The 25474-nt window shown below is 74.6% G+C and carries 28 protein-coding genes; 16 read left to right on the top strand and 12 right to left on the bottom strand.

All coding sequences use genetic code 11. From position 1 onward, the window contains the following. Window positions 1-37: 37 nt before the first annotated feature. The gene (gene hslU, locus GT358_RS13195) at window positions 38-1345 is read left to right on the top strand and encodes an ATP-dependent protease ATPase subunit HslU (RefSeq protein ID WP_166583096.1); all 1308 of its coding nucleotides are present in this window, start codon (window positions 38-40) and stop codon (window positions 1343-1345) included. Here the strand turns inward: hslU and GT358_RS13190 are convergent. From GT358_RS13190 to GT358_RS13175, 4 genes are read right to left on the bottom strand one after another with little or no spacing between them, the layout of a single operon-like run. Next, the gene (locus GT358_RS13190; RefSeq protein WP_166583095.1) at window positions 1326-2159 is read right to left on the bottom strand and encodes a metallophosphoesterase; all 834 of its coding nucleotides are present in this window, start codon (window positions 2157-2159) and stop codon (window positions 1326-1328) included. The genes hslU and GT358_RS13190 overlap by 20 nt on opposite strands. Further along, the gene (locus GT358_RS13185; protein ID WP_166583094.1) at window positions 2156-3094 is read right to left on the bottom strand and encodes a diacylglycerol kinase family protein; all 939 of its coding nucleotides are present in this window, start codon (window positions 3092-3094) and stop codon (window positions 2156-2158) included. The genes GT358_RS13190 and GT358_RS13185 overlap by 4 nt, the downstream gene beginning before the upstream one ends. 3 nt (window positions 3095-3097) lie before the next feature. Continuing rightward, window positions 3098-3724 carry a Smr/MutS family protein gene (locus GT358_RS16505; RefSeq protein ID WP_371416295.1) on the bottom strand — a complete coding sequence of 209 codons (627 nt, stop codon included), beginning with the start codon at window positions 3722-3724 and terminating at the stop codon, window positions 3098-3100. A gap of 31 nt (window positions 3725-3755) precedes the next feature. Beyond that, the gene (locus GT358_RS13175) at window positions 3756-4421 is read right to left on the bottom strand and encodes a Tim44/TimA family putative adaptor protein (protein ID WP_166583093.1); all 666 of its coding nucleotides are present in this window, start codon (window positions 4419-4421) and stop codon (window positions 3756-3758) included. Window positions 4422-4573: 152 nt separating this feature from the next. On the opposite strand from GT358_RS13175, the gene GT358_RS13170 reads away from it, so the two are divergent. Both GT358_RS13170 and secB read left to right on the top strand, forming a co-directional pair. Further along, complete coding sequence (locus GT358_RS13170) at window positions 4574-5062, top strand: FxsA family protein (protein ID WP_166583092.1); 489 nt, start codon at window positions 4574-4576, stop codon at window positions 5060-5062. 78 nt (window positions 5063-5140) lie between these two features. Then, complete coding sequence (secB, locus tag GT358_RS13165) at window positions 5141-5722, top strand: protein-export chaperone SecB (RefSeq protein ID WP_166583091.1); 582 nt, start codon at window positions 5141-5143, stop codon at window positions 5720-5722. 26 nt (window positions 5723-5748) lie between these two features. Here secB and dnaQ read toward each other — a convergent pair whose 3' ends face one another. From dnaQ to GT358_RS13145, 4 genes are read right to left on the bottom strand one after another with little or no spacing between them, the layout of a single operon-like run. Further along, window positions 5749-6462 (bottom strand): DNA polymerase III subunit epsilon, encoded by a 714-nt coding sequence (dnaQ, locus tag GT358_RS13160; RefSeq protein WP_166583136.1) that lies wholly within the window; start codon window positions 6460-6462, stop codon window positions 5749-5751. Then, window positions 6462-7094, bottom strand: a complete 633-nt coding sequence (coaE, locus tag GT358_RS13155) for a dephospho-CoA kinase (protein ID WP_166583090.1) — start codon at window positions 7092-7094, stop codon at window positions 6462-6464. Before coaE ends, dnaQ begins: the two co-directional genes overlap by 1 nt. A 7-nt stretch (window positions 7095-7101) precedes the next feature. Next, complete coding sequence (locus tag GT358_RS13150) at window positions 7102-7941, bottom strand: shikimate dehydrogenase (RefSeq protein WP_166583089.1); 840 nt, start codon at window positions 7939-7941, stop codon at window positions 7102-7104. Further along, window positions 7938-8549, bottom strand: coding sequence for a nucleoside triphosphate pyrophosphatase (locus GT358_RS13145; protein ID WP_371416294.1), 612 nt, complete (start codon window positions 8547-8549; stop codon window positions 7938-7940). Before GT358_RS13145 ends, GT358_RS13150 begins: the two co-directional genes overlap by 4 nt. A 315-nt stretch (window positions 8550-8864) precedes the next feature. Here GT358_RS13145 and hemJ point away from each other — a divergent pair, with 315 nt between their 5' ends. The 7 genes from hemJ (at window position 8865) to GT358_RS13110 (ending at window position 16237) form a co-directional block, all read left to right on the top strand. Then, window positions 8865-9323 (top strand): protoporphyrinogen oxidase HemJ, encoded by a 459-nt coding sequence (hemJ, locus tag GT358_RS13140; protein ID WP_166583088.1) that lies wholly within the window; start codon window positions 8865-8867, stop codon window positions 9321-9323. Between the two features lie 187 nt (window positions 9324-9510). Further along, window positions 9511-10782 carry a transcription termination factor Rho gene (gene rho / locus GT358_RS13135; RefSeq protein ID WP_166583087.1) on the top strand — a complete coding sequence of 424 codons (1272 nt, stop codon included), beginning with the start codon at window positions 9511-9513 and terminating at the stop codon, window positions 10780-10782. Between the two features lie 20 nt (window positions 10783-10802). Continuing rightward, window positions 10803-12080, top strand: a complete 1278-nt coding sequence (gene mnmE, locus GT358_RS13130) for a tRNA uridine-5-carboxymethylaminomethyl(34) synthesis GTPase MnmE (protein WP_166583086.1) — start codon at window positions 10803-10805, stop codon at window positions 12078-12080. A gap of 4 nt (window positions 12081-12084) precedes the next feature. Further along, the gene (gene mnmG, locus GT358_RS13125) at window positions 12085-13959 is read left to right on the top strand and encodes a tRNA uridine-5-carboxymethylaminomethyl(34) synthesis enzyme MnmG (RefSeq protein ID WP_166583085.1); all 1875 of its coding nucleotides are present in this window, start codon (window positions 12085-12087) and stop codon (window positions 13957-13959) included. After that, window positions 13956-14579 (top strand): 16S rRNA (guanine(527)-N(7))-methyltransferase RsmG, encoded by a 624-nt coding sequence (locus GT358_RS13120; RefSeq protein ID WP_371416293.1) that lies wholly within the window; start codon window positions 13956-13958, stop codon window positions 14577-14579. The genes mnmG and GT358_RS13120 overlap by 4 nt, the downstream gene beginning before the upstream one ends. Next, entirely contained in the window at window positions 14572-15360 is a 789-nt protein-coding gene (locus GT358_RS13115; RefSeq protein WP_371416292.1) for a ParA family protein, read from the top strand. The genes GT358_RS13120 and GT358_RS13115 overlap by 8 nt, the downstream gene beginning before the upstream one ends. A 10-nt stretch (window positions 15361-15370) precedes the next feature. Continuing rightward, entirely contained in the window at window positions 15371-16237 is an 867-nt protein-coding gene (locus GT358_RS13110) for a ParB/RepB/Spo0J family partition protein (protein ID WP_166583083.1), read from the top strand. On the opposite strand, the gene hemW is transcribed toward GT358_RS13110, so the two are convergent. The 3 genes from hemW to rph are packed head-to-tail and all read right to left on the bottom strand — an operon-like array spanning window position 16234 to window position 18750. After that, window positions 16234-17388, bottom strand: a complete 1155-nt coding sequence (gene hemW, locus GT358_RS13105) for a radical SAM family heme chaperone HemW (RefSeq protein WP_166583134.1) — start codon at window positions 17386-17388, stop codon at window positions 16234-16236. The genes GT358_RS13110 and hemW overlap by 4 nt on opposite strands. 43 nt (window positions 17389-17431) lie before the next feature. Next, the gene (rdgB, locus tag GT358_RS13100) at window positions 17432-18043 is read right to left on the bottom strand and encodes an RdgB/HAM1 family non-canonical purine NTP pyrophosphatase (RefSeq protein WP_166583082.1); all 612 of its coding nucleotides are present in this window, start codon (window positions 18041-18043) and stop codon (window positions 17432-17434) included. Then, the gene (gene rph / locus GT358_RS13095; protein WP_166583081.1) at window positions 18040-18750 is read right to left on the bottom strand and encodes a ribonuclease PH; all 711 of its coding nucleotides are present in this window, start codon (window positions 18748-18750) and stop codon (window positions 18040-18042) included. The genes rdgB and rph overlap by 4 nt, the downstream gene beginning before the upstream one ends. A gap of 147 nt (window positions 18751-18897) precedes the next feature. On the opposite strand from rph, the gene hrcA reads away from it, so the two are divergent. The 3 genes from hrcA (at window position 18898) to GT358_RS13080 (ending at window position 21704) form a co-directional block, all read left to right on the top strand. Next, window positions 18898-19992, top strand: coding sequence for a heat-inducible transcriptional repressor HrcA (gene hrcA, locus GT358_RS13090; protein WP_243730885.1), 1095 nt, complete (start codon window positions 18898-18900; stop codon window positions 19990-19992). Window positions 19993-20003: 11 nt separating this feature from the next. After that, window positions 20004-20564 (top strand): nucleotide exchange factor GrpE, encoded by a 561-nt coding sequence (locus tag GT358_RS13085; RefSeq protein ID WP_166583080.1) that lies wholly within the window; start codon window positions 20004-20006, stop codon window positions 20562-20564. 99 nt (window positions 20565-20663) lie between these two features. Beyond that, window positions 20664-21704, top strand: coding sequence for a LacI family DNA-binding transcriptional regulator (locus GT358_RS13080; RefSeq protein WP_166583079.1), 1041 nt, complete (start codon window positions 20664-20666; stop codon window positions 21702-21704). A 334-nt stretch (window positions 21705-22038) separates the two neighbouring features. Here the strand turns inward: GT358_RS13080 and GT358_RS13075 are convergent, their stop codons facing one another. Further along, window positions 22039-22479, bottom strand: coding sequence for an NUDIX domain-containing protein (locus GT358_RS13075; protein WP_166583078.1), 441 nt, complete (start codon window positions 22477-22479; stop codon window positions 22039-22041). A gap of 121 nt (window positions 22480-22600) precedes the next feature. On the opposite strand from GT358_RS13075, the gene GT358_RS13070 reads away from it, so the two are divergent. The 3 genes from GT358_RS13070 to GT358_RS13060 are packed head-to-tail and all read left to right on the top strand — an operon-like array spanning window position 22601 to window position 25411. Further along, on the top strand, window positions 22601-23602 hold the full coding sequence (locus tag GT358_RS13070) for an Hsp33 family molecular chaperone HslO (RefSeq protein ID WP_166583077.1): 1002 nt from the start codon (window positions 22601-22603) through the stop codon (window positions 23600-23602). Then, complete coding sequence (locus GT358_RS13065) at window positions 23589-24257, top strand: CoA pyrophosphatase (protein WP_371416291.1); 669 nt, start codon at window positions 23589-23591, stop codon at window positions 24255-24257. Before GT358_RS13070 ends, GT358_RS13065 begins: the two co-directional genes overlap by 14 nt. Further along, window positions 24254-25411: a CCA tRNA nucleotidyltransferase gene (locus tag GT358_RS13060; protein WP_166583076.1), complete on the top strand. Its 1158-nt coding sequence runs from the start codon at window positions 24254-24256 to the stop codon at window positions 25409-25411. The genes GT358_RS13065 and GT358_RS13060 overlap by 4 nt, the downstream gene beginning before the upstream one ends. Window positions 25412-25474 lie beyond the last annotated feature (63 nt).

Below are 25474 nucleotides of genomic sequence, written 5' to 3'. Positions count from 1 at the left end.
GCCGCTCCTAGATGGGCGCGGAACCGAAAGGAGCGCCATGACCGACCTCACCCCTCGCGAGATCGTCTCCGAACTCGACCGCTTCATCGTGGGCCAGCAGGAGGCCAAGCGCGCCGTCGCCGTGGCCCTGCGCAACCGCTGGCGGCGGCGCCAGCTGCCGCCCGATCTCGCAGCCGAGGTGTCGCCCAAGAACATCCTGATGATCGGCCCGACAGGCGTGGGCAAGACCGAGATTTCCCGCCGCCTGGCCCGGCTCGCGCGGGCGCCCTTTCTCAAGGTGGAGGCCACCAAGTTCACCGAAGTGGGCTATGTCGGCCGCGACGTCGAGAGCATCGTGCGCGATCTCGTGGATGCCGCCATCGTCCAGACGCGCGAGCGCATGCGCGAGGAGGTGCGCGCCCGCGCCCAGCAGCAGGCCGAGGAACGGGTGATCGACGCGCTGGCCGGTCCCGATTCGCGTCCCGGCACGCGCGAGAGCTTCCGCCGGCGGCTGCGGGCGGGGGAACTGGACGAGACGGTGATCGAGCTCGACGTCCAGGAGGCAGGCCCCTCGCTCGGCCTGCCGCCCGGCCTCGACCTGCCGGGCAGCCAGGGCATCGCCATGGCCTCGCTCGGCGACCTCTTCGGCCGCGCCTTCCGCCGCACCCGCCGCCGGCGCATGACCGTGGCCGAGAGCTACGACGTCCTTCTGGCCGAGGAGGCCGACAAGCTCATCGAGGACGAGGCGGTGGCCCGCGCCGCCGTGGAAGCGGTGGAGCAGAACGGCATCGTCTTTCTGGACGAGATCGACAAGGTCGCGGCGCGCGCCGAGACGCGCAGCGCCGATGTCAGCCGCGAAGGCGTCCAGCGCGACCTGCTGCCCCTGATCGAGGGCACCACCGTCTCGACCCGGCACGGACCCGTCAAGACCGACCACATCCTGTTCATCGCCTCGGGCGCCTTTCACGTGGCCAAGCCGTCGGACCTCCTGCCCGAACTGCAGGGCCGCCTGCCGATCCGGGTGGAGCTGCGCGCCCTGACCGAGGCCGATTTCGTGCGCATCCTGACCGAGACCGACAATGCGCTCACGCGGCAATATTCGGCCCTGCTCCAGACCGAGGGCGTGCGCGTGGACTTCACGCCGGACGGCGTCGCCGCCCTTGCGCGCATCGCCGCCGAGGTGAACCGCGCGGTCGAGAACATCGGGGCACGGCGGCTCCATACCGTCATGGAGCGCGTGTTCGAGGAGCTGAGCTTTTCCGCACCCGACCGCAGCGGCGAGACGGTGACGGTGGATGCGCCCTTCGTCGAGCGGCACCTGGGCGAACTTGCGCGGCGCGCCGATCTCAGCCGCTACGTGCTCTGATCGCGCCGCCCTCATGCGCGGCCGTCGCCCAGGGCGCGTCCGGGCGGGTGATGTCGCGCACGAAGCGCGCGCTCTCCACCACCTCCCAGTCGGGGCGGTCGAAGGCCGCCCAGCGGTCCACGCGCACGTCGCCGGGCCCGATCTCCAGGCAGTTGATCGTGTTGGGCTCCGCCCGCAGGCGCGTGGACAGGCCCGTGCCGGCCTGCACGAGCAGGATGCCCGGAGCGGCCGACAGGGGCGCCACATGGGCGTTGTGCAGATGCCCCGAGAGCACGATGTCCGCGCCCGCCCGCCGCAGTGCCTCGACGCCGCGGCCTGCATGGCGCATGGGTCTCTTGCGCGAGCCCGCGGGATGCTCGGGCGGATGGTGCATGACCACGACGAGGGGCCGGGCCGGATCGTCGGCGGCCGCGGCGGCGATCGTGCGCAGCTGCCGTCGGCCGATCCGCCCCGACTGGTGCGCATAGCGGTTGACGGTGTTGAGGCCCACCACCGCCAGCGCCTCGTCTTCCCAGCGCGGCGACAGGTCCTCGTGGATGAGCCCGCGGTAGCGGCCCCACGGGTCCAGAAGCCGCACCAGCACGTTGTCGAGCGAGATGTCGTGGTTGCCCGGCACGGCCAGCCACGGCGCGGGCAGCCGGTCCAGGAAGGCGCGCGCCTGCACGAACTGCCCGCGCCGCGCGCGCTGCGTCAGATCGCCGGACACGGCCACGAGGTCGGGCTTCAGCCGCTCGGCCAGGGCGAGCAGCGGCTCGAACAGGTCGGGCCGCGTGCGGCCGAAATGCAGGTCCGACAGGTGCAGCACGCGCCTCATGCCGCCGCGCCCTCCGGCCGGGCCTCCTCGGCCTCGTCGGGCACGAAGACCTCGAGCGCCGCCGGCCTTACCCGCAGCCGCAGCGGCGTGCGCAGGCGGAACTTCTCGCCGTCGCAGGCCACCGTCAGATGGCGCGACCGCGTCAGGATCGTCGCCTCGGCCGCGCAGATCAGATCGAAGTCCCGCCCCTCGCGCATGGTCCGCCGCACCAGCCGCCAGGCCTTGTGGACCATGCCCGCAGGCCCCGCATCGGGCGCGACGAAGATGGCAAAGCGCCCCTTCTCGACGCAGTCCGTTCCCGCCAGCCCGAAGGTCTCGAGCTGATAGGCCGAGCGCGCGGCAAAGAGCAGCGGCGTGCGCACGCGCCGCTCCTCCCCGTCGGCCAGGATCGTGAGATAGAGCGGCCGCTGGAAGCGCAGAAAGGTCCGCACCGAGGCCCAGTGCGCCGCCAGCCGCCGCCGGCCCCAGCGCCGGTAGATGCCTTCGCGCTGGCGCAGGATCGCCGGATAGACCCCCAGGCTCGCGTTGTTGAGAAAGGGCTTGCCGTTGACCTCCCCCACGGCGACCGCGCGCGTGCGGCCCCGCAGGATCAGCGCCGCCGCCTCGGCCGGGTCCTCGGGAATGCCGTGGCCGCGGGCGAAGAAGTTGAAGGTGCCGAGCGGCACGACGCCGAAGCGCCGCCCCGATCCGGCCACCGCATCGGCCACCGCCATCACCGTGCCGTCGCCGCCGGCCGCCACCACGCCGCCGAAGCCCTGCCGGACGGCCGCATGGGCCGCCCGCGCGATCTCGGCGCCGCGCACGCGCCAGAGCACCGCGCGCGGGCCCAGCACGGCCATGGCCGCCTCGACCGCCTCCGCCTCGCGGCTGTTGCGCCCCGATCCCTCGTTGCAGATGACGCAGAGCCGCTCGGCGAGCGGCAGGGTTTCCGTCATGTCTCACCCCCGGCTGGAGGAGCCAACGCCGCCCCGGCCCCGTCCGGTTCCCCCGGCGCGCAGATAGACGTAGAGCGCGCCCTCTCCCCCATGCCGCGGATGGGCGGGCGCCACCTGCAGCACCGCGCCCGCGAAGGGAGGCAGGGCCAGCCATCGCGGCACGTCGTGGCGCAGCCGCCCCGGACCGGGGCGCCACGGGCCGGGCTCGTCCCGGCCGGGCCGCCCCTTGCCCGTGATGACGAGCAGGAGGCGGAGCCCCCGGGCCCGGGCGTCGAGCACGAAGTCGTGCAAGGCTGCATGGGCCTCGGCCTCGGTCAGTCCGTGCAGGTCGAGCCTTGCCTCAGGCCGCAGCCGCCCGCGCGTCAGGCGCCGGAAGGCCGACGCATCCATGGCGACCGGCCGCGGCGCCGGACCCCCGCGCCCCGCCGGCCGGTCGGGCGCGGCCTCGCCGATCCGGAACGGCCGGATCGCCGCGGGCGGAGCCGACGGGGGCGGGGCGGCCTGGCTGCGCGGCTCCGGCGCTCCCGCCGGAGAGAGTCCGGAGCCTTCGGGCTCGGGCCTGAGCGGGACGGCCGTCGCGCGCACGCGGTCCCAGAGCGCGCGCTCCTCGGGCGTCAGACGCCGCCTCACGGCAGGGCCCTCCCCCGCGGCCGGGGCGTCCTCATTCCCCCGTGGCGACCAGGATCCAGTTGGGATCGTCCGATCCCATGGTGCGCGCAAAGGTCCACACGTCGCGCTGGCGCCGGATCTCGGAGGGCGATCCCTCCACGATCGTGCCGGCCGCGTCGCGCACGACGGAGGTCATCTCGCCCACGAAGCGCACGCTGATCTCGCCCTCGCCCGTGGCGCGGTCGAAGGAGGCATCCTTGATGCCGAGGTCGGAGATGCCCACAAAGGTGGCCTCGATCCGCAACCCCTTGGCATGGCGCTCCTCGACGACGGCGGCCATGGCCTCGTAGACTTCCGGGGCCAGGAACGGCCTGACCGGCGCCAGATCGCCGCGCTCGAAGGCCATCAGGATCATCTCGTAGGCCGCCCGCGCACCGCTCAGGAAGTCTCGCACCGAGAAGGACGGGTCGGCCCCCTTCATCGCCGCCAGCGCGCGCGCCGCCTCGCTGTCCTCCGGAACATGGTCGGTGATGTCGCGGTCGGGCCGTCCCTCGATCACCTCGAGATCCGGCCGGCCCAGCCGCCGTCCGCCCTGCGGCGGCAGGGGGGGCGGCGTCTTCTCGAACCCTTCGCGCGTACCCAGGACGCTGCGCAGCCGCAGGATCAGGAACACCGCGATCGCGCCGAGCACGAGGAGCTGGATGATGGGAGAGTTCATGGCCTCGTCGCTCCTCGCCTGTCGCGCCTCCGCGGGTTCACGCATCCGGTAGCGGACGGCCCGCCCCGTGGCGGACCGGTCCCGGATCACCTATGTATGGTCGCGTCCGGCCCAAGTCCACCGGGCGGTGTCGGAGGAAGGGGCGGACGGCGATGGTGCGGCTGGCGTTTCTCGGCCTGGTTCTGGCGGAAGTGGCGGGGTTCGTGCTGGTGGGACAGGCGGCCGGCCTTCCTGCGACGCTTCTTCTCGTGGTGCTGTCCTCGCTGCTCGGGGCGCTGGTGCTGCGCCACGGCGGCCTGGCGGCGGTGCGCCGGGCCCAGGCGGCGCTGGCGCGGGGCGGCGATCCCCGCCCCGCCCTGCGCGAGGGGGGGTTCCGCGTCGCGGCGGCGGCCCTGCTGATCGTCCCGGGCTTCCTGTCGAGCCTCGCGGGCCTGCTGCTGCTTCTGCCGCCAGTGCAGGGCGGAGTGCTGCGCCTCGTGCGGCGGCAGGGGACGGGGTCCGAGCCGGCGGACTTCGCCTCCCTTCGGCAGGCCGGACCGATGCGCCCCTCCGGCGGGGAGCCCATTCCGGACGCCGAATGGGAGGAGATCGCGCCTCCCAAGCGGCCGACCCACCGTCCCTCGGGCTGGACGCGGCACTGATCCGGCCCGGCATTGAGGCGGGGGGGATCGGGTGCTAGGGAGCGGCCGACCGACGGCCACTCGTCCCGGGAGGACATCATGCAAGACAGCCCCGCAGCCCCCGAGGGAGGCGCCGCCCCCTCCGCGCCGCAGCCCGTGCGCATCACCCAGCGCATTCTCGCCCAGTATGTCCGCGACCTCAGCTTCGAGAACGTGCTCGCGCGCAAGGGGGTGGGCGGCGACCTGACGCCCGAGATCCAGGTGCAGGTGGCCCTCGACGCCAAGCGCCGCAGCGCCGAGAACCAGTACGAGGTGGCGACCAAGCTCAATGCGACCTCGCGGACCAAGGCCGCGGGCGAGGTGCTGTTCGCGCTCGAGATCGACTATGTCGGCGTGTTCGAGATCGCGGGCGTGCCGGAGGACCAGCTGCACGCCTACCTGCTGATCGAGTGTCCCCGCCAGACCTTCCCCTTCCTGCGGCGGATCGTCTCGGACGTCACGCGCGACGGCGGGTTCCCGGCGCTCAATCTCGACTCGATCGACTTCGTGGCCCTCTACCGGGCCGAGATCGCGCGCCGGGCCCAGGCCGCGGGTCAGGCCGGGGCCGCGACAGCTCCCGCGAATGGCGGCCCCGCGGGGACGGGCGGGACCGGCAGCGCGCCGCCGCGGCTCGACGCCTGAGACGGCCGCCGGGACGGGGAGCGCGCTCAGTCGGCCCGCCGCGGCAGGGCGGCCCAGAGCGCACCCGCTCCCATCGCTTCCACGAAGCGCCTGTGCGCCTCGACCTCCTCCGGCGTGATCCGCGGCGGCAGGAGGCGCGGACGGGCCCGCCGGGGCCCGCGCGTCGCCATCGGGGACGAGGCGGCCGGAGCGGGCTTGGCGGGTCCCCCCTCCAGCACGAGGCCCGGCTGCCGCCCGCCGACCAGTTCCAGATAGACCTCGGCCAGAAGCTGGCTGTCGAGCAGCGCCCCGTGCAGGGTGCGGCCCGAATTGTCGATCCCGAAGCGCCGGCAGAGCGCATCGAGCGAGGCGGGCGCCCCCGGAAAGCGCCGCCGCGCCAGAGCCAGCGTATCGACCGCCCGCTCCTCCGGAATGGGCGGATGGCCCAGCCGGCCGAGTTCGTGGTTGAGAAAGCGCATGTCGAAGGCGGCGTTGTGGATCACGAGGCGCGCCTGCCCGACAAAGCGCAGGAACGCATCGGCCACCTCGGCGAAGACCGGCTTGTCGCGCAGGAAGTCGTCCCCCAGCCCGTGCACGGCGAAGGCCTCGTCCGGCATGGGCCGTTCGGGGTTGATGTAGACGTGGAAGGTCTCGCCCGTGGGCAGGTGGTTGACCAGCTCGACCGCCCCGATCTCCACGATCCGGTCGCCCGCCTCGGGTTCGAAGCCCGTGGTCTCGGTGTCGAGCACGATCTCGCGCATCATCCCGTCCGCTCAGCCCCCTCCGGTCCGGTCCCGCCGCCGCGCGCGCCCCGGATCTCGGCCAGCATGTCTCGCACGGCCGCCCGCGCCCCGTCCAGCGTGTCGCCGGGAATGATCCAGCGCGCCCGGGCGCGCTTGGCCGCATCGGGCATCTGGCGCGCGAGCAGCAGGGCGATCTCGGCCTCTCCCAGACCGGGCCGCGCGCGCAGCCGCGCGCGCTGGACCGCCTCGGGGGCGGAGACGACCGCCACCCCGTCGCAGACGGCATCGAGGCCCGTCTCGAACAGGAGCGGCACGTCGAGCGCGACCAGGGCGGCGCCTCGGTGGTCCGCCAGGAACCGCGCCCGGTCGGCCGCCACCAGCGGATGGATCGCCGCCTCGAGACGCGCCAGCAATCCGGGATCGTCGCGCAGCGCCGCGCGCAGTCGCGCCCGGTCCACGCCCCCGGGTCCGACCGCCTCGGGCCGAAGCGCCGCCACGGCCCGCGTGCCCGCCCCGTCCGGCCCGTAGAGCGCGTGCACGGCCGCGTCGGCGTCCCAGACCGGCACACCTTCCGCGCGCAACATGGCGGCCGCCGTGCTCTTGCCCATGGCGGCCGAACCCGTCAGCCCCAGGACAAAGGGCCGGTCCATGTCCCGCCTAGCCGAGGACCGCGCGGCGCAGGTCCTCGTCCACCTCGGGTCGGACCCTCCACCACGCCTCGAACGCGCCCGCAGCCTGATGGAGCAGCATCCCCAGCCCGTCCACCGCCACCGCCCCGGCCGCCCGCGCCTCGCGCAGAAGCCGCGTCTCGAGGGGCGCATAGACGAGATCCGTGACCACCTGCCCGGCATGGAGGCCGTCGAGCGGCACCCGCAGCGGCGGGGCGCCCTCCATGCCGAGCGCGGTCGCGTTGACCACCAGAAGCCCGTCCTCCACCGCATTGCCCGCCTCGATCCACGGGCGCACCCGCACGCGGCCCCGCCCCAGTTCCGCCGCCAGCGCCTCGGCCGCGGCGGCCGTCCGGTTGAGCAGGTGCAGCTCCGGCACCCCCGCCTCGAGCAGCGCGTCGAGCACCGCGCGCGCCGCCCCCCCGGCCCCGAGCAGCACCGCCGGTCCCGCTTCGGGGCGCCAGTCGGGCGCCCCCTCGCGCAGCGCGCGCAGGAAGCCCTCGCCGTCGGTCGTGTCGGCCAGGATGCGCCCGTCGCGGAAGGTCAGGGTGTTGGCGGCCCCCACCCGGCGGGCGCGCTCGCTCGCCTCGTCGGCCAGCGCCAAGGCCGCGCGCTTGTGGGGCACGGTCACGTTGACCCCCACGAAGCCCGCCCGCGGCAGCATCCGCACCACCTCCGCGAGGTCCTCCGGCGCCACCTCCAGCGCGACGTAGTCCCCCGGCAGCCCGTGGCGCGCCATCCAGTGCCGGTGCAGGCGCGGCGAGCGGGACTGGGCCACGGGCCATCCCACGACGCCGGCCAGCGGATGGGTCCTCGCGCGATCGCTCATGACGGGATGCTCCCCCTCGCGGCCAGAAAGTTCAGAAGCGGCAGCAGCGGCAGGCCGAGGATCGTCCAGTGGTCGCCCTCGACCCGCTCGAACAGGCGCACGCCCTCCTCCTCGATCCGGTAGCCGCCCACGGAATGGCGGATGCTCTCCCAGTGGCGGCGGACGTAATCCTGCAACCAGGCTTCCGAGCGCCGGCCCATCGTCATCCGCGCCTCGCCCATGGCGCGCCAGACGGGCCGCCCGTCCTCGGCGATCACCGCGGCCGAGTGGAGCCGGTGGGTCCGTCCGGCCAGGGCGCGAAGCTGGTCCAGCGCCGCCTCCGGGCTGTCGGGCTTGGCGTGGATTGTGCCGTCGCAGGACAGGACCTGATCGGCCCCGAGGCAGAGCGCCCCCGGCCGGCGCGCCGAGGCGCGCAGCGCCTTCATCTCGGCCAGCGCGTCGGCCACGGCGCGCGCGTCATGCCCCTCGGCCAGCAGGGCCTCGCGCAGCGCCGCCTCGTCCACGGCGACCGGCATCGTCTCGAAGACGACGCCCGCGGCCCGCAGCATCGCCGCCCGCGTGGCCGAGCCCGAGGCAAGCACAAGGGGAACCGGAGAGGCCGACATCATGGGGAGGACATCCGGGACGAGCGGGGGATAACGGCGGGACAGATAGCCCCGGGCGCCGCCCGAGGGGAAGGGGGGTGGACGATTGGGCAAGTCGTCGGACGATTCGTGCCCGAGTCGCCCCCCGCTCCCCCCGGCTGTCCCCAGACTGGGGAGGACTCGCCCCGGAAACCGGCCGCTGCGCCCTCCGGCGGGCCTCAGCCCCTGGGGACGACTCGGAGGACAGTGCCGAGTCGTCCCCTCCGTCCACAGACCCACCGCCCCCTCTTCCCTTTCCCCTTCGACGGGAAGAAGAAGGGCGCCGAGGAGGGATCGCCGATGCCCGATGCCGTCCAGGAGGCGCTCGCGCCCTTCTACCTGTGGCTCAAGGCGGCCCATGTGATCGCCATGGTCGCGTGGATGGCGGGGCTGTTCTACCTGCCGCGCCTCTTTGTCTATCACGCCGAGCAGGCCCCCGCGGGCTCGGCGCTCGATGCCACCTTCCGCGTCATGGAACGCCGGCTGCTGCGCGCCATCATGAACCCCGCGATGGTCGCGACCTGGCTTCTGGGGCTTCTGCTCGCCAGCCTCGGCGGCTGGTGGACGGCCGGGTGGTTCCACCTCAAGCTCGCCGCCGTTCTCGGGCTCACGGCCTTCCACGGCTGGTGTGCCTTCCGCCGGCGGGATTTCGCCGCCGGACGCAACACCCGCTCGGGGCGCACCTTCCGCCTGATGAACGAGGTGCCGACGCTTCTTCTGGTGGTGATCGTCGCGGCCGTCGTCGTGAAGCCGTTCTGAACCGCCCCGCCGCCCCCTCGTCGGGACCCCCGTTGACCGCCGCCCCGGAGGCGCTTATGTCGAGGGCGCCGCCCGTCCGGGCCGGCCTTTCACGACCCTTGACTCCGTCCTCCCTCGCGGGAGCGTCCGACCAGCGCCGCCCCCCGGTCCACCGGACCGCGGGCGGGCCGCGCGTCACAGGATTTCCATGACCCAGGACCGCCTGAACCTCGCCGATCTCAAGGCGCAATCGCCCAAGGACCTTCTCGCCCTCGCCGAGGAACTCGAGATCGAGAACGCCTCGACCATGCGCAAGGGCGACATGATGTTCGCCATCCTCAAGGAGCGCGCCGAGGAGGACTGGGTCATCGGCGGGGACGGCGTGCTCGAGGTGCTCCAGGACGGCTTCGGCTTCCTGCGCTCCCCCGAGGCCAACTACCTGCCCGGCCCCGACGACATCTATGTCTCCCCCGAGATGATCCGCCAGTACGGGCTCCGGACCGGCGACACGGTCGAAGGCGTGATCCAGGAGCCGGGCGAGAACGAACGCTACTTCGCCCTCGTCTCGGTCGAGCGCATCAACTTCGAGGAGCCCGAGCGCGCGCGCCACAAGGTCGCCTTCGAGAACCTCACGCCGCTCTATCCCGACCAGCGGCTGCGCATGGAGATCGACGATCCCACGCTCAAGGACCGCTCGGGCCGCGTCATCGACCTCGTGGCCCCCATCGGCAAGGGTCAGCGCTGCCTGATCGTGGCCCCGCCCCGCACCGGCAAGACGGTGCTCCTGCAGAACATCGCCCACTCGATCGAGAAGAACCACCCCGAGTGCTACCTCATCGTGCTGCTGATCGACGAGCGGCCCGAGGAGGTGACCGACATGCAGCGCTCCGTGAAGGGCGAGGTCATCTCCTCGACCTTCGACGAGCCCGCCTCGCGCCACGTCGCCGTGGCCGAGATGGTCATCGAGAAGGCCAAGCGCCTCGTCGAGCACAAGCGCGACGTGGTGATCCTGCTCGACTCGATCACGCGGCTCGGCCGCGCCTACAACACGGTCGTGCCCTCCTCGGGCAAGGTGCTGACGGGCGGCGTGGACGCCAACGCGCTGCAGCGGCCCAAGCGCTTCTTCGGGGCCGCGCGCAACATCGAGGAGGGGGGCAGCCTCACGATCATCGCCACCGCGCTCATCGACACCGGCTCGCGCATGGACGAGGTGATCTTCGAGGAGTTCAAGGGCACCGGCAACAGCGAGATCGTGCTCGACCGCAAGGTGGCCGACAAGCGCACCTTCCCGGCCATGGACATCCTCAAGTCCGGCACCCGCAAGGAGGACCTGCTGGTGGACAAGGCCGACCTGCAGAAGATGTACGTGCTGCGCCGCATCCTCAATCCGATGGGCACGACCGACGCCATCGAGTTCCTGCTCTCCAAGCTCAAGCAGACCAAGACCAACGCCGACTTCTTCGACTCGATGAACGCCTGATCCCGGCCCGCCGGGGCCCCATGGACACGATCTTCGCCCCTGCCACGCCGCCCGGCCGGTCGGGCATCGCCGTCCTCCGCCTGTCGGGGCCCAGCGCCCGCGCCGCCGCCGAGGCGCTGGCGGGGCCGCTGCCCGCCCACGGGCGCGCCTTGCGCATCCTGCGCGACCCCTCCTCGGGCGAGCCGCTCGACGAGGCGCTGGTCCTGACCTTCGCCGAGGGGCGCTCCTTCACCGGCGAGGAGGCGGCCGAGATCCAGGGTCACGGCTCGCCGGCCGCGGTCGCGGCGATCCTCGCCGCCCTGGCCGCCCAGCCCGGGCTGCGCCTCGCCGAACCGGGCGAGTTCGCCCGCCGGGCGCTCGCGAACGGCCGGCTCGACCTCGCCCGCGTCGAGGGACTGTCGGCGCTTCTCGACGCCGAGACCGAGGCCCAGCGGCGCCAGGCGATGCGCGTCTTCGGCGGCGCGCTCGGCCGCCGGGCCGAGGGCTGGCGCAACCGCCTGCTCGAGGCCGCGGCCCTGACCGAGGCGATGATCGACTTCGGCGATGAGGACGTCCCCGAAGCCTTTCCCGAGATCGCCCGCCTCTGCGGCCGGCTCGCCGCCGAACTCGAGGCCGAGGCCGAGGGCGCGCGCGTGGCCGAGCGGCTGCGCGAGGGCTTCGAGGTCGCCATCGTCGGCCCCCCCAACGCGGGCAAGTCCACCCTCCTCAACCGCCTCGCCGGACGCGAGGCCGCCCTCGTCTCCGAGATCGCGGGCACCACGCGCGACGTGATCGAGGTGCGCCTGGTGCTCGACGGACTGCCCGTGACGCTGCTCGACACGGCCGGCCTGCGCGAGACCGGGGACGCGGTGGAGCGCATGGGTGTGGAACGAGCCCGCGCGCGGGCCGCCGCCGCCGACCTGCGGGTGCATCTCGTGCTCCCCGGCCATTCCGCCCCGCCCGAGGGGCCCGACGACATCGTGCTGCGCGCGCAGGCCGACCGCCATCCCGGCCCCGGCCCCGGCCTTTCGGGGGTGACGGGCGAAGGGGTTGACGCGCTCGTGGCCGAGATCGCCCGGCGCCTGTCCGCCCGCACGGCCCTTCTCGGCGCGGGGCTCACGCTGCGCCACGCCGCCGCCATGACCGAGGGCGCGCAGGCCCTGCGCGAGGCCGAGGCCCTTGCAATCGCCGCCGCCTCCCCCGAAGTGACGGCCGAGGCCCTGCGCCGGGCGCTCGCCGCCCTCGACGCCCTTGTGGGGCGCGTCGGGGTGGAGGATATTCTCGGCGCGATCTTCGGGCGGTTCTGCATCGGCAAGTAGGGCGGTGTTTCACGTGAAACAGGCCAGGGAACGGGATTTCGACGTCGTCGTGGTCGGCGGCGGGCATGCGGGCACCGAGGCCGCCGCGGCCGCGGCGCGGACGGGTGCGCGCACCGCGCTTGTCACCCTGCGCCCCGAGACGATCGGCGCGATGTCCTGCAACCCGGCCATCGGGGGGCTCGGCAAGGGCCATCTCGTGCGCGAGGTGGACGCGATGGACGGGATCATGGGCCGCGCCGCCGACGCGGCCGGCATCCAGTTCCGCCTGCTCAACCGCTCCAAGGGGCCCGCCGTCCAGGGGCCCCGCGCCCAAGCCGACCGGCGCCTCTACCGCGCGGCCGTCCAGCGGATGCTGGCCGCGCAGCCCCGGCTCTCGATCCTCGCGGGCGAGGCGTCCGACCTGCTGGTGGAAGGGGGCCGCGCCGCGGGCCTCAGGCTCGCGGACGGCTCCGAGATCTGCGCCGGGGCCGTGGTGCTGACCACGGGAACCTTCCTGAACGGCGTCATCCATCTGGGCGAGGAGACGCGTCCCGGCGGCCGGGTGGGCGAGCCGCCCTCCCGGGCGCTGGCCGCGCGCCTCTACGGTCTCGGCCTGCCCATGGGGCGGCTCAAGACCGGCACGCCGCCGCGGCTCGACGGGCGCACGATCGCCTGGGACCGGCTCGAGAGGCAGCCCGGCGACGACGATCCCGCCATGCTGTCCTTTCTCTCGGACGGCCCCGCCGTGCGCCAGGTCGCCTGCGCCATCACCCACACGAATGCCGCGACGCACGCGATCATCCGCGACAACCTGCACCGCTCGGCCATGTACGGGGGGCGCATCGCGGGGACGGGCCCGCGCTACTGCCCCTCCATCGAGGACAAGGTGGTGCGCTTCGCCGACAAGGAGAGCCACCAGGTCTTTCTCGAGCCCGAGGGGCTCGACGATCCGACCGTCTATCCCAACGGCATCTCCACCTCTCTGCCCGCCGCCGTGCAGGAGGCCTATGTCCGCACGATCCCCGGCCTCGAGGCGGCCGTCATCACCCAGCCGGGCTATGCGATCGAGTACGATTTCGTGGACCCGCGCGCGCTCTCGCCCGCGCTCGAGCTCAAGGCCCTGCCGGGCCTGTTCCTCGCCGGCCAGATCAACGGCACGACCGGCTACGAGGAGGCCGCGGCCCAGGGGCTGGCCGCCGGGCTCAACGCCGCGCGCGCCGTGCGCGGCGAGCCGCCGGTCGAGTTCAGCCGCGCCACGTCCTATCTCGGCGTGCTCATCGACGACCTGACCGCGCGCGGCGTGCTCGAACCCTACCGGATGTTCACCTCGCGCGCCGAGTTCCGCCTGTCCCTGCGCGCCGACAATGCCGACCAGAGGCTCACGCCGCTCGCGCGCGGCTGGGGACTCGTGGGCGAGGCGCGCTGGGCCGCCTTCTCGGCCAAGGCCGAGGCGCTCGAGGCCGCGCGCGAGGCCTTGCGCGCCCGCCGCTTCACCGCCCGCGCGCTCGCAGGCGCCGGGCTCAACCTCTCGCCCGACGGGCCGAGCCGCGACGGGCTGGGCGCGCTCGCGCTCGCCGATGCGGGCTGGGAGGCGCTCGCCGCGCTCGATCCCTCGCTGCCGCTGCCGCCGCCCCCCATCCGCGACCAGATCCGGCGCGAGGCACTTTATGCCCAGTATCTCGACCGGCAGGCCCGCGACGCCGAGGCGCTGCGGCGCGAGGAGGGTCTGCGCCTGCCGCCCGATTTCGACTATGCCGCGCTCCCCGGCCTGTCGCACGAGCTGCGCACCAAGCTCGAGCAGGCCCGCCCCCCGAGCCTCGGCCATGCCGCGCGCCTCGACGGCATGACGCCCGCGGCGCTCTTGCTGATCGCCGCCCGGCTGCGGCGCGAGGCGGCGTGAGCACGGCGCTGCGGGACCTGCCGGGGCTGGAGGCGTCCCCGGCCGCGCTCGAGCGGCTCGCGGCGCTGGAGGGCCTGGTGCGGCGCTGGACCGCACGGATCAACCTCGTCGCGCCCTCCACCCTGCCCGATCTCTGGACGCGCCACATCGTCGATTCGGCCCAGCTCTGGCCGCTCGCGCCGCCCGGCGCGGGGCTCTGGGCCGATCTCGGCGCAGGCGGCGGCTTTCCCGGCCTCGTCGTCGCCGCGCTCGCGGCCGAGAGGGGCGCGCCGCGGGTGGCGCTGGTCGAGGCGGATGCGCGCAAATGCGCCTTCCTGCGCGAGGCCGTGCGCCAGCTCTCCCTGCCCGCCGTGGTCCATCACGCCCGCGCCGAGACGCTCCCCCCCCTCGGGGCGGATGTGGTCTCCGCCCGCGCGCTCGCGCCCCTGCCCGCGCTGCTGCCGCTCGTCGCGCGCCATCTCGCGACCGACGGGGTGGCGCTGCTGCCCAAGGGCCGCGCCTGGCAGGAGGAGGAGGGGGCCGCGCGGGAGGCCGGCTGGCGCTTCGCAGCCGAGGCGCTGCCCTCGGCCACGGACGCCTCCGCGCGCATCCTGCGGCTGCGGGAGATCGCCCGTGGCTGAGCGCGCCTCCCCCCGCATCATCGCGATCGCCAACCAGAAGGGCGGCGTCGGCAAGACCACCACCGCCATCAATCTCGGCGCCGCGCTCGCTCGGCGCGACCGGCGCGTGCTCCTTGTCGATCTCGATCCGCAGGGCAACGCCTCGACCGGCCTCGGCATCCCGCCCGAGGCGCGCGAGCGCACCTCGCTCGACCTTCTCCTGGGCGAGGCCACGCCCGAGGAGGCGGCCAGGCCCACCGGGGTGGAGGGGCTTCTTCTGGTGCCCGCCTCGCCGGATCTCTCCTCCGCCGACACGGACCTCGCGTCCCGTCCCGGCCGGGCGGGGCTCTTGCGCGGGGCGCTGCGCCAGCCGCTGATGGACCGGCTCGCGCCCGACTACATCCTGATCGACTGCCCGCCCTCGCTCAACATCCTGACCGTCAACGCGCTGGTGGCGGCGCGCTCGGTCCTCGTGCCGCTGCAGAGCGAGTTCTTCGCCCTCGAGGGGCTGTCGCAGCTCATGCTGACCATCCGCGAGGTGCGCCTGTCCGCCAATCCCGCGCTGCGCATCGAGGGCGTGGCGCTGACGATGGTGGACCGGCGGACCACGCTGGCCCAGGCCGTCGAACAGGACGCGCGCGAGAATCTCGGGGAGCTGGTCTTCCAGACGGTGATCCCCCGCAACGTGCGCCTGTCGGAGGCCCCGTCCCACGCGCTCTCCGTGCTCGACTACGACCCGGCCTCGGCCGGAGCCGCCGCCTATCGCGCGCTCGCCGCCGAACTTCTCGCCCGCGAAGCCTGAAAGGAGTCCCATGGCCGACAGCCGATCCCTCCGCCGCGGCCTCGGGCGTGGCCTCTCAGCCCTGATGGCCGATCTCGGCGCCGCCGCGCCCGGCGCGGAGCCCGAGGCGCCCGCCGCCCCCGCGCCCGACCGGATGCTGCCCATCGCCCTGATCCGGCCCAATCCCGACCAGCCGCGCCGCCGCTTCGACCCCGAGGCGCTCGAGGATCTCGCCGCCTCCATCCGCCGCAAGGGCGTCATCCAGCCCCTCATCGTGCGCCCGCGCGGCGACGGATTCGAGATCGTCGCCGGCGAACGGCGCTGGCGGGCGGCGCAGAAGGCGGGTCTGTCGGAACTGCCGGTGCTCGTGCGCGACTATTCGGATGCCGAACTGCTCGAAGTCGCCATCATCGAGAACGTCCAGCGCGCCGACCTCAACCCGATCGACGAGGGCGCGGCCTATCGCGCGCTGATCGACCGCTTCGGCCACACCCAGGAGGAGGTGGCCGACGCGCTGGGCAAGAGCCGCTCGCACATCGCCAACCAGATGCGCCTGCTGCAACTGCCCCCCGAGGTGCAGGAGATGCTCTCGGACGGCCGCCTCACGGCCGGCCAGGCCCGGCCGCTGATCGGTCATCCGCGGGCGGCCGAACTCGCCCGCCGCATCCACGACCGCCGCCTGAGCGCGCGCGAGGCCGAGCGCCTCGCCCGCCGCCCCGAGACGCCGCCCCGCCCCCGCCGCGCCAGGGACCCCGACACCGTCGCGCTCGAAGCCGAGCTCTCCGCCTCGCTGGGTCTTTCGGTGCGCATCGACCATGGCGCCGCGGGCGGGCGGGTGACGATCGCCTACCGCACGCTCGAGGAGCTCGACGACCTGCTCGCGCGGCTCGGCCGCTAGGCCAGGATCGCGCGCAGCAGCGCATCGAGAAGGGGCCGCCCCCGCTCGGTGGCGCGCAGCCGCCCGCCCTCCCGCACCAAGAGCCCCTCCGCCTCGAGCGGCCCGAGCCGCGCCTCCAGATCGCCCAGCGGCCCGAGCGCGGCCTCCTCCACCCCCTCGGCCAGGCGCAGCCCCATCATCAGCCGCTCCTCCGCCGCCTCCCGGGGCGGGAGCGCCTCGCGCGCCGCCTCGCCCGAGCCGCGCCCGGCCACCGCGGCAAGCCAGGCGCCCGGCGCGCGCACGGCCTCCGTGGCCCAGCGCCGGCCCCCCAGCGTCAGACGCCCATGCGCGCCCGGCCCGATCCCCACCCAGTCGCCGCCGCGCCAGTAGGTCAGGTTGTGCCGGCTTTCCTCGCCGGGGCGCGCATGGTTGGAGATCTCGTAGGCGGGCAGCCCCGCGGCCTCGGTCAGCCGTTGCGTGACCTCCCACAGGGCCACGGCCCGGTCCTCGTCGGGCAGCCCGCGCAGCCGCCCCGCCCGCCAGCGCGCCCCGAAGGCCGTGCCGTCCTCGATCGTGAGCGCATAGAGCGACAGATGCCCGTCGGCGAGCCGCAGCGCCTCGGCCAGTTCCGCCGCCCAAGCCTCGGGCGTCTGGTCCTGCCGCGCATAGATCAGGTCAAGGCTCACCCGGCCGAAGACCTCCCGCGCGAGCCGCAGCGCCGCCCGCGCCTCATCGGCGCCGTGCAGCCGGCCCAGCGCTCGCAGCGCCCGGTCGTCCAGCGCCTGCACCCCCAGCGACAGCCGCCCCACCCCGGCCGCCGCATAGGCGCGAAAGCGCCCCGCATCGGCCGAGGCCGGGTTGGCCTCCATGGTGATCTCCACGTCGTTGCGGAAGCCCCAGGCGGCGCGCGCGGCCTCCAGCACCGCCTCGACCGTCTCGGGCTCCATCAGCGAGGGCGTGCCGCCCCCGAAGAACACCGACGAAAGCGGCCGCGGCCCCGTCTCCGCCCGCATCCGTGCGATCTCCGCCACCAGCGCGCGCCGCCAGCCCTCGTGGTCCACGCGCGGGGCGACATGCGAGTTGAAGTCGCAATAGGGGCACTTGGCCGCGCAGAAGGGCCAATGGACATAGAGCGCGAGCGGCTCCGCGGGCGGGGCGGGGTCGGGGATCATCGGCGGCAGATAGGCGCTCGGGCCCCCCGCCCGCAAGCGCGCCTCAGGGCAGGCAGGCGGCGGCAAAGGCCCTGAGCGCGCGGCCCCGGTGGCTCAGCGCGTTCTTCTCGGCCGGGTCCATCTCGGCAAAGGTGCGCGTCTCGCCCTCGGGCACGAAGACCGGATCGTAGCCGTGCCCCATCCGCCCGCGCGGGGGCCAGACCACGCGCCCCTCGCAGATGCCCTCGAAGGCGGCCTCCGAACCGTCCGGCCAGGCCAGGACCAGCACGCAGACGAAGCGCGCGCGCCAGGGCTCGGGCGCGCGGGCCGCGAGCAGCGCCTCGTGGGTGCGCGTCATCGCGCGCAGGAAGTCGCGCCCCCCCGGCCCCTCGGCCCAGTCCGCGGTCCGCACCCCCGGCGCGCCGCCCAGCGCCTCCACCGCGATGCCCGAATCGTCGGCCAGCGCCGGCAGCCCCGTCGCCCGCGCGGCCGCCAGGGCCTTGAGGCGCGCATTGCCCAGAAAGGTCTCCTCCGTCTCGGCGGGCTCGGGGAGACCGTGCGCGGCCGCCCCCTCCACGCTCAGGCCGCGCGGCCCCAGGATCTGGCGCATCTCCTCGAGCTTGCCCGCATTGTGCGTGGCCACGAGCAGCCTCGCCCCGCTCCCGAGCCGCCTCATGTCCCCGCCGCCTCGCGCTGCGCGGCGGCCAGCGCCGCCGCCCCGCCCGCGGCGAGGTCCAGCAGGCGGTCCATCTCCGCCCGCCCGAAGGTCGCGCCCTCGGCGCTCATCTGCACCTCCACGAGGCGGTCGCCGCAGAAGACCACGTTGGCATCCACGCCCGCCTCGCTGTCCTCGGGATAGTCGAGGTCGAGCACCGGCACGCCTGCATAGAGGCCCACCGACACGGCCGAGACGGGCTCGCCCAGGGGGTCGCGCAGGATCGCCCCGGCCGCCATCAGCCGCGAGAATGCCAGGCGCAGCGCCACCCAGCCGCCGGTGATGGCCGCGCAGCGCGTGCCCCCGTCGGCCTGCAGCACGTCGCAATCGACGACCACCTGCCGCTCGCCCAGCGCCACGAGGTCGCAGCCCGCCCGCAGGCTGCGGCCGATCAGGCGCTGGATCTCCTGCGTCCGGCCCCCCTGCCCCTCCTTGGCCTCGCGGCGCATCCGCGTGGTCGTGGCGCGCGGCAGCATCCCGTATTCGGCCGTCACCCAGCCCCGCCCCATGCCCTTGAGAAAGCGCGGCACGCCCTCCTCCACGGTGGCGGTGCAATGGACGACCGTGCGGCCCAGCCGGATCAGGCAGGAGCCTTCGGCATGGACGTTGACATGGGTCTCGATGGAAAGCGGGCGCAGCGCGTCGGGGGCGCGGCCGGAAGGTCGCATGGATCGGGGCTCCGTCAGGGGGGCGTCGGCGCTCCCATACGCGCGGGCCGGCCGGAAGGAAACCCGTCCCCCCGGGCCGGGACGGGCGTTGACGCTCCCGCCCGCTTCGCTTACATCCCCTCGCCCCCCCGGCGCCAAAGGACGCCCATGCCCACCCGCCCAGGCCTGATCGAGGAGATGAACGAACGCTCGCGCGAGGTCTTTCGCCGGGTGGTCGAGGCCTATCTCGAGACCGGCCAGCCCGTGGGTTCGCGCACCCTCACCCGCTCCATGTCCGAGCCGGTCTCGGCGGCCACGATCCGCAACGTCATGCAGGACCTGGAGGAGATGGGGCTTCTGGGCCATCCGCATGTCTCGGCGGGCCGGATGCCGACCCAGGCGGGCCTGCGGCTCTTCGTGGACGGCCTTCTGGAGGTGGGACCGCTCGAGGGCGAGGATCGCGCGCGCATCGAATCCACCCTGGCCGCGGCCCTGCCTCCGGGGCGGGCGGGCGCGGACATCCCGGCGGCGCTCGACCGGGTGGGGGCGGCGCTGTCGGCGCTGACGCGCGGCGCCTCGCTCGTCCTCGCGCCCAAGCGCGATGCCGCGCCGATCCGGCATGTGGAATTCGTCCCCCTCGCGCCCGGCCGCGCGCTGCTCGTGCTCGTCTTCGCCGACGGGCATGTGGAGAACCGCGTCTTCTCCCCGCCGCCGGGCCAGACGCCCTCCTCCATGCGCGAGGCGGCCAATTTCGTGAACGCCTTCGCCGAGGGCCGCACCCTGCCCGAACTGCGCGCCGCGCTGGCCGCGGCGGCCGAGCAGCGCCGGCGCGAGGTGGACGGGCTCGCGCGCGAGCTGGTGGAATCGGGCCTCGCCGCCTGGGTCGAGGAGGACGGCGCCGGCAGCGCCACGGGCCGGCTCATCGTGCGCGGCACCGCCAACCTCCTGTCCTCGCCCGAGGCGCAGGCCGATCTGGAGCGGCTCGGCACGCTGATGGACGATCTCGAGCGCAAGAGCGACATCGTGCGCTTTCTCGAACTCGCCGAGGCTGCCGAAGGCGTACGCGTGTTCATCGGCTCCGAGAACCCACTCTTCTCGCTGGCGGGTTCCTCGCTCGTCGTGTCGCCCTACATGAACGCCGAGCGCACCGTCGTGGGCGCCGTCGCCGTGCTGGGGCCCACGCGGCTCAATTACGGACGCATCGTGCCGCTCGTGGACTACACGGCCCAGCTCGTGGGCCGCCTTCTTTCCGAACGCAGCTGACAGGACAGATCATGGCCGAGGACCGCGAACCCCTCTCGCTCGACGAACTCGCCGCCGAGGGCGACGCGATGGAGGCGGAGGCTGCCGAGGCGGAGGCGCTGCGCGCCGAGCGCGACGCCCTGGCGGCCGAGCGCGACGCGCTCAAGGATCGCCTCCTGCGCGCGCTGGCCGAGACCGAGAACCTGCGCAAGCGGGCCGAACGCGATCGCCGCGAGGGCGAGCAATACGGCGCCACCCGCCTCGCCCGCGATCTCCTGCCCGTCCACGACGCGCTGCGCCGGGCCCTCGACGCGGCCGACGAATCCGTGCGCGAATCGGCCGCCCCCCTCGTGGAGGGGGTGGAGCTCACGCTGCGCGAATTGCTGGCCGTCTTCGGGCGGCACGGCATCACGCCCGTCTCGCCGCAGGTCGGCGACCGCTTCGATCCCGCCCTGCACGAGGCGATGTTCGAGGCGCCGCTCCCCGGCACCCGGGCGGGCGAGATCATCCAGGTCGCCGCCGAGGGCTTCCTGCTCCACGACCGCCTCCTGCGGCCGGCCCAGGTCGGCGTGTCCTCCACCCCCACCTCCTGATGCGTCCCGAGGGGTTCCGGCGGGCGGCCGCCATCATGGCTTGATGGAACCCCTCAGGATGGGGCACAAGGACCCGCAGAACCCTGCGGAAGTCCCCTCATGGATCACGGCCCCGTCCCCGACCGCCGGTCCCGTCCGACCCTGACCGACCTCGCGCGGGAGGCCGGCCTGTCCCCGGCCACCGTGGACCGCGTCCTCAACAACCGCCCCGGCGTCCGCCCCCGCACGCGCGAGGTCGTCCTCGATGCGGCCCGGCGGCTCGGCTATCTGCCCGAGGGTCCCGCCGCGCCCCTCCGCCCCGTCCGCCTGCTGTTTCTCCTGCCGGCCGGTTCCAACGCCTTCATGGCCACGCTGCGCCAGCAGATCGAGACCCAGAGCCGCGCGCTGGACGGGGTGGAGGTGCGGGTGGACGCGATCGAGGGCTTCGATCCGCGCAGCCTCGCCCGCGAGCTCGATGCGGTGCCGCAGGGGGTGGACGGGATCGGCCTTGTCGCGCTCGACCATCCCCTCGTGCGCGAAGCCGTCCGCCGCCTCGCCGCGCGCGGCATCCATGTCGTGACGCTGGCCTCCGACGTCCAGAACGTGCCTCGCCTCGCCTATGTGGGCATCGACAACCGCCAGGCCGGGCGACTCGCCGGCTATGTGCTGGGCCGCTTCCTCGGCGGCCGCGAGGGGGCGGAGGTGGCGGTCTTCGCCGGCTCGCGCGCCTATCGCGGCCACGAGGAGCGCGAGATGGGCCTGCGCGCGATCCTGGCCGAGGAATTTCCGGGCCTGCGCATCGTCGCCTTGCGCGAAAGCCGCGACGACCGCGACCGCGCCCATGCCGAGACGCTGGCCCTGCTCGACGCCCATCCCCGCCTTGCGGCGATCTACAATGCCGGCGCGGGCAATCCCGGCATCGCCCGCGCCCTGGCCGAGCGCGGCCGGACGGGCCGGGTCCTGCTCGTGGGGCACGAGGCGACCGAGGCCAACAAGCGGCTGCTGCTCGAAGGAGCCATGGATGCCGCCATCGACCAGAACCCCCGGGTGGAAGCGCGCGAGGCGCTGGCCCTCCTTGTCGCCGCCGCGCGCGGAGGAAGCCACCGGCTCGTGCCGCCGCGCCTTGCCATCGTGGTGCGCGAGAACCTGCCCGACGACTGATCCCCTTTGCCGCAGCGCGGCGCAACACCACCGCGCGGTGGTGTAACGCTTTGTTAACCTCTCCGTGGCAGGGTGCCCCCCACGCGCCCGATCCTTCCGTCCCGGCGGACCGGAGGGGCGGCGCGGACGACCGGGGCGGGACCTGCAACGATCAGGCGGCCGCCCGTGCTCTTTGCAGGGGTGGGGCGCCACGGACGCGCCCGAGGTTCCGCCGCATCCCACCGGGCCGCTTGGCTGCGCAGGTGCTCGTCCACGGCGCGGAGGCGGACATCCCCGGCCGCCGCGCGTCGCAACGCGCCCGCCCCCGCAGCAGCGGGCGGTATCCCGTGCGCCTCTAGAGGCGCGGCAGCAGGCGCCGCAGGGCGTCGCGCTCGGCCGGGTTGGCGAGCATCTCCAGCGCCGCCCCCGGCGCCGCCCAGAAGGCGGCATGGCCCGCCTCGCGCGGCTCTCCCAGACGCAGCGCGGGCCGCGCCAGGAAGAGGTGGCAGACCTTTTCGGCCCACAGGTCGTATTCGGGCATGAAGGCGAAGCGCCGGTAGGCCCCGATGCGCCGGGCGGCGCCCAGCGTCCAGCCGGTTTCCTCGCGCACCTCGCGATGGAGCGCCGCCAGAAGCCCCTCGCCGGGATCGGCCCCCCCGCCGGGCAGCTGCACCTCCGGCCTCGGTTCGGCCTGAAAGGTCAGAAGCACCCGCCCCTGCCGCCAGAGCACGGCATAGGCGCCCGGTCGCGTCCGGTAGCGGCGATCGCGCCTGACCGTCTCGCCCCAGCGCCGCACGGCCCTTTATCCCCGTTCCGCCCGCCCCTATATGGAGGGGCCGACCCCCTGCCGTCCAGCCCGGCCTGTGCGGCGCAGCCTGCCCGCCGGCCGGTCACCGGACCGCTGACAAGGAACCTCCATGAGCCTCGGCGCCCGCCTTGCCTGGGACGACACCGTCCTGCCCTTCACCCTCGATGCCTCGGACATCCGCGGCCGCGTCGCCCGTCTGGACGGCGCGCTCGAGCGGATCCTCGCCCAGCACGACTACCCCTCCGCCATCGAGCCGCTCGTGGCCGAGACCGCGCTGCTTGCGGCCCTGATCGGGCCCACCGTCAAGCTGCGCTGGAAGCTCTCGGTGCAGGTGCGCGGCGACGGGCCGGCCCGCATCGTCGCTGCCGACTACTACGCCCCGGCCGAGCCCGGCCAGCCTGCGCGCCTGCGCGCCTGGGCGAGCTTCGACCCTGCCCGCCTCGACCCCGAGGGGCCGTCCTTCTCCCAGCTCGGCTCGGGCTATTTCGCGCTCCTGATCGACCAGGGCGAGGGGATGCTGCCCACCCAGGGCATCACCCCGCTCGCCGGCGGCAGCCTCGCGGCCTGCGCCGAGACCTATTTCGCCCAGTCCGAGCAGATCCCGACCCGCTTCGCCCTCGGCATGGGCCGGGATGCTGAGGACCGCTGGCGCGCCGGCGGCGTCATGCTCCAGCACATGCCGCGCCCCGGCGGATCGGTCGCCGCCGCGCAGGGCTCGGGCGAGGGGGGGCTTCTCGGGCCGGCCGACATCCTCGACGGGGCCGAGGGCGAGAACTGGTCGCGCGCCACGATCCTGCTCGACACCGCCCGCCCCGAGGAGCTCGTGGGCCCTGCAGTGGGCTCGACCGACCTGCTCGTGCGCCTCTTCCACGAGGAACGCCCCCGCGTCCACGAGGCCCAGCCGCTGGCCTTCGGCTGCTCCTGCTCGGAGGAGCGCGTGCGCCGGTCGCTTTCGATCTACTCCCGCAAGGACATCGCCCACATGACGACCGACGACGGGGTGGTAACGGCCGATTGCCAGTTCTGCGGCGCCCATTACGAGTTCGACCCCCGGACGCTGGGCTTCGAGGCGGAAGGACGGGCCGGGCGCGACGCCGGTGCCGCGCTCTGAGGCCGGACGCCGCGCCTGCGCGGACGCGGCGGCGGCCGAGGAGGCCCTGCGCGCCGCCCTCCGGCGGCCGGGCCTGCCTTCCTCGGATCACGACCTGTCCGCCGATCCCGTGCCGCCGGGGCCGGTTCCGCTCCCCGCCCGGCCGCTGCGGCCCGCGGCCGTGCTGCTGGCGGTCGATCTGTCCGCGCCGGAACCCCGGGTGATCCTGACCAAGCGGGCCGCCCATCTGCGCCACCATCCCGGCCAGATCGCCCTGCCCGGCGGGCGGATCGAGCCCGGCGAGACGCCCGCCGCGGCCGCCCTGCGCGAGGCGGCCGAGGAGGTGGGCCTGCCCCCGGACCGCCCCGCCATCCTCGGAACGCTTCCGGTCCACGAGACGGTGACGGGCTTTGCCGTCACGCCCGTGCTCGCCGTGATCCGCACCCCCTTCGTTCCCAGGCCCCAGGCCGGAGAGGTGGAGGAGGTCTTCGGCCTGCCGCTCTCCCATTGCGCCGATCCCGTGCGCTACCGGGTGGAGGGCCGCGTCTGGGGCGGACGGCGGCGCCTCTACTGGGTGGCGCCCTGGGGACCCTACTACCTCTGGGGGGCCACCGCCTGCATCCTGCGCGGCCTTGCGCTGCGTCTGGCCCCCGAGGCCCGCCCGGAGGCCCCATGACCGATCCCCGCCTCGCCGCGCTGCTCGAGGACCCCGCTGCCCGCGCCGCGCTCGACCTGCTCCGCGACGGCGGCCACCGCGCCTGGATCGTGGGCGGAGCCGTCCGCGACGCCCTGATGGGCCGGCCCGTCGGCGATACCGATCTCGCCACCGACGCCCCGCCCGAGCGCGTCCTCGCCCTTGCCCGGGCGGCCGGTCTGCGGACCCTGCCCACGGGTCTCGACCACGGCACGGTCACGCTGCTGCCCGGCGGACGGCCCGTGGAGACGACCACCCTGCGGCGCGACGTGGAGACCTTCGGCCGGCGCGCCGCGGTGGCCTTCGGCGCCTCGGTCGAGGAGGATGCCCGGCGGCGCGACTTCACCGTGAACGCGCTCTTTCTCGCGCCCGACGGCACGCTGCTCGATCCCGTCGGGGGCCTTGGGGATCTCGCGCAGCGCCGCATCCGCTTCGTGGGCGATCCGGCCACCCGCATCCGCGAGGACGCGCTGCGCGCCCTGCGCTACTTCCGCTTCCACGCCACGCACGGCGATCCCGAAGGAGGAGCGGACCCCGACGCGCTCGACGCCGTGGCGCGCCATCTCGACGCGCTCGACGCGCTCTCGCGCGAACGCGTGGGCCACGAGATGCGCCGTCTGCTCGCCGCGCCCGACCCTGCGCCCGCGATGGCGGCCCTGCGCGCCACCGGGGCGCTCGCGCGGCTCCTGCCCGGAGCGGGCGACGCGCTTCTCGCACCCCTCGTCCATGTGGAGGGCCTCGCGGGGCTTGCCCCCGAGCCGATCCGCCGCCTCGCCGCCCTGGGCGGAGAGGACGCCGCCGCCCGCCTGCGGCTGTCGCGCGCCGAGGCCGCCCGCCTCTCCCGCCTCTCGGCGGCCATGGCCGAGTCCGCCGGACCGGGCGAACTCGGCTACCGGCTGGGCCGGCCCGAGGCCGAGAGCGTGCTCGCGCTCCGCGCCGCCCTCGGGGGCCGCCCCATCGACCCGTCCGACCTGGAGGCGGCGCGGATCGGCGCGGCCGCCCGTCTGCCCGTCGGGGCGGCCGACCTCGCGCCGCTGACGGGACCGGCGCTCGGCCGGCGCCTGCGCGAGATCGAGCGCGCCTGGATCGACTCGGGCTTCCGCCTCGACCGGGCGGCGCTGCTCGGCCAGCGCTGACGCGCCCCCGTTTCCTTTCCGCGCGCCGCGGCCTATATCCCGGCGGCATCCCCTCTCCAGCGC

Source organism: Rubellimicrobium sp. CFH 75288 (genome assembly GCF_009904055.1).
In the GTDB taxonomy this organism is placed as follows: domain Bacteria; phylum Pseudomonadota; class Alphaproteobacteria; order Rhodobacterales; family Rhodobacteraceae; genus Rubellimicrobium.
Note: the sequence above shows the minus strand (reverse complement) of the source record. Positions and strands in the feature narration are given on the sequence as shown.

Excerpts from the sequence above, each read along its gene's own strand:
- hslU (WP_166583096.1), top strand. The coding sequence starts at position 38 with ATGACCGACCTCACCCCTCGCGAGATCGTCTCCGAACTCGACCGCTTC.
- GT358_RS13190 (WP_166583095.1), bottom strand. The coding sequence starts at position 2,159 with ATGAGGCGCGTGCTGCACCTGTCGGACCTGCATTTCGGCCGCACGCGG.
- GT358_RS13185 (WP_166583094.1), bottom strand. The coding sequence starts at position 3,094 with ATGACGGAAACCCTGCCGCTCGCCGAGCGGCTCTGCGTCATCTGCAAC.
- GT358_RS13175 (WP_166583093.1), bottom strand. The coding sequence starts at position 4,421 with ATGAACTCTCCCATCATCCAGCTCCTCGTGCTCGGCGCGATCGCGGTG.
- GT358_RS13170 (WP_166583092.1), top strand. The coding sequence starts at position 4,574 with ATGGTGCGGCTGGCGTTTCTCGGCCTGGTTCTGGCGGAAGTGGCGGGG.
- secB (WP_166583091.1), top strand. The coding sequence starts at position 5,141 with ATGCAAGACAGCCCCGCAGCCCCCGAGGGAGGCGCCGCCCCCTCCGCG.
- dnaQ (WP_166583136.1), bottom strand. The coding sequence starts at position 6,462 with ATGCGCGAGATCGTGCTCGACACCGAGACCACGGGCTTCGAACCCGAG.
- coaE (WP_166583090.1), bottom strand. The coding sequence starts at position 7,094 with ATGGACCGGCCCTTTGTCCTGGGGCTGACGGGTTCGGCCGCCATGGGC.
- GT358_RS13150 (WP_166583089.1), bottom strand. The coding sequence starts at position 7,941 with ATGAGCGATCGCGCGAGGACCCATCCGCTGGCCGGCGTCGTGGGATGG.
- GT358_RS13145 (WP_371416294.1), bottom strand. The coding sequence starts at position 8,549 with ATGATGTCGGCCTCTCCGGTTCCCCTTGTGCTTGCCTCGGGCTCGGCC.
- hemJ (WP_166583088.1), top strand. The coding sequence starts at position 8,865 with ATGCCCGATGCCGTCCAGGAGGCGCTCGCGCCCTTCTACCTGTGGCTC.
- rho (WP_166583087.1), top strand. The coding sequence starts at position 9,511 with ATGACCCAGGACCGCCTGAACCTCGCCGATCTCAAGGCGCAATCGCCC.
- mnmE (WP_166583086.1), top strand. The coding sequence starts at position 10,803 with ATGGACACGATCTTCGCCCCTGCCACGCCGCCCGGCCGGTCGGGCATC.
- GT358_RS13110 (WP_166583083.1), top strand. The coding sequence starts at position 15,371 with ATGGCCGACAGCCGATCCCTCCGCCGCGGCCTCGGGCGTGGCCTCTCA.
- hemW (WP_166583134.1), bottom strand. The coding sequence starts at position 17,388 with ATGATCCCCGACCCCGCCCCGCCCGCGGAGCCGCTCGCGCTCTATGTC.
- rdgB (WP_166583082.1), bottom strand. The coding sequence starts at position 18,043 with ATGAGGCGGCTCGGGAGCGGGGCGAGGCTGCTCGTGGCCACGCACAAT.
- rph (WP_166583081.1), bottom strand. The coding sequence starts at position 18,750 with ATGCGACCTTCCGGCCGCGCCCCCGACGCGCTGCGCCCGCTTTCCATC.
- hrcA (WP_243730885.1), top strand. The coding sequence starts at position 18,898 with ATGCCCACCCGCCCAGGCCTGATCGAGGAGATGAACGAACGCTCGCGC.
- GT358_RS13085 (WP_166583080.1), top strand. The coding sequence starts at position 20,004 with ATGGCCGAGGACCGCGAACCCCTCTCGCTCGACGAACTCGCCGCCGAG.
- GT358_RS13080 (WP_166583079.1), top strand. The coding sequence starts at position 20,664 with ATGGATCACGGCCCCGTCCCCGACCGCCGGTCCCGTCCGACCCTGACC.
- GT358_RS13070 (WP_166583077.1), top strand. The coding sequence starts at position 22,601 with ATGAGCCTCGGCGCCCGCCTTGCCTGGGACGACACCGTCCTGCCCTTC.
- GT358_RS13060 (WP_166583076.1), top strand. The coding sequence starts at position 24,254 with ATGACCGATCCCCGCCTCGCCGCGCTGCTCGAGGACCCCGCTGCCCGC.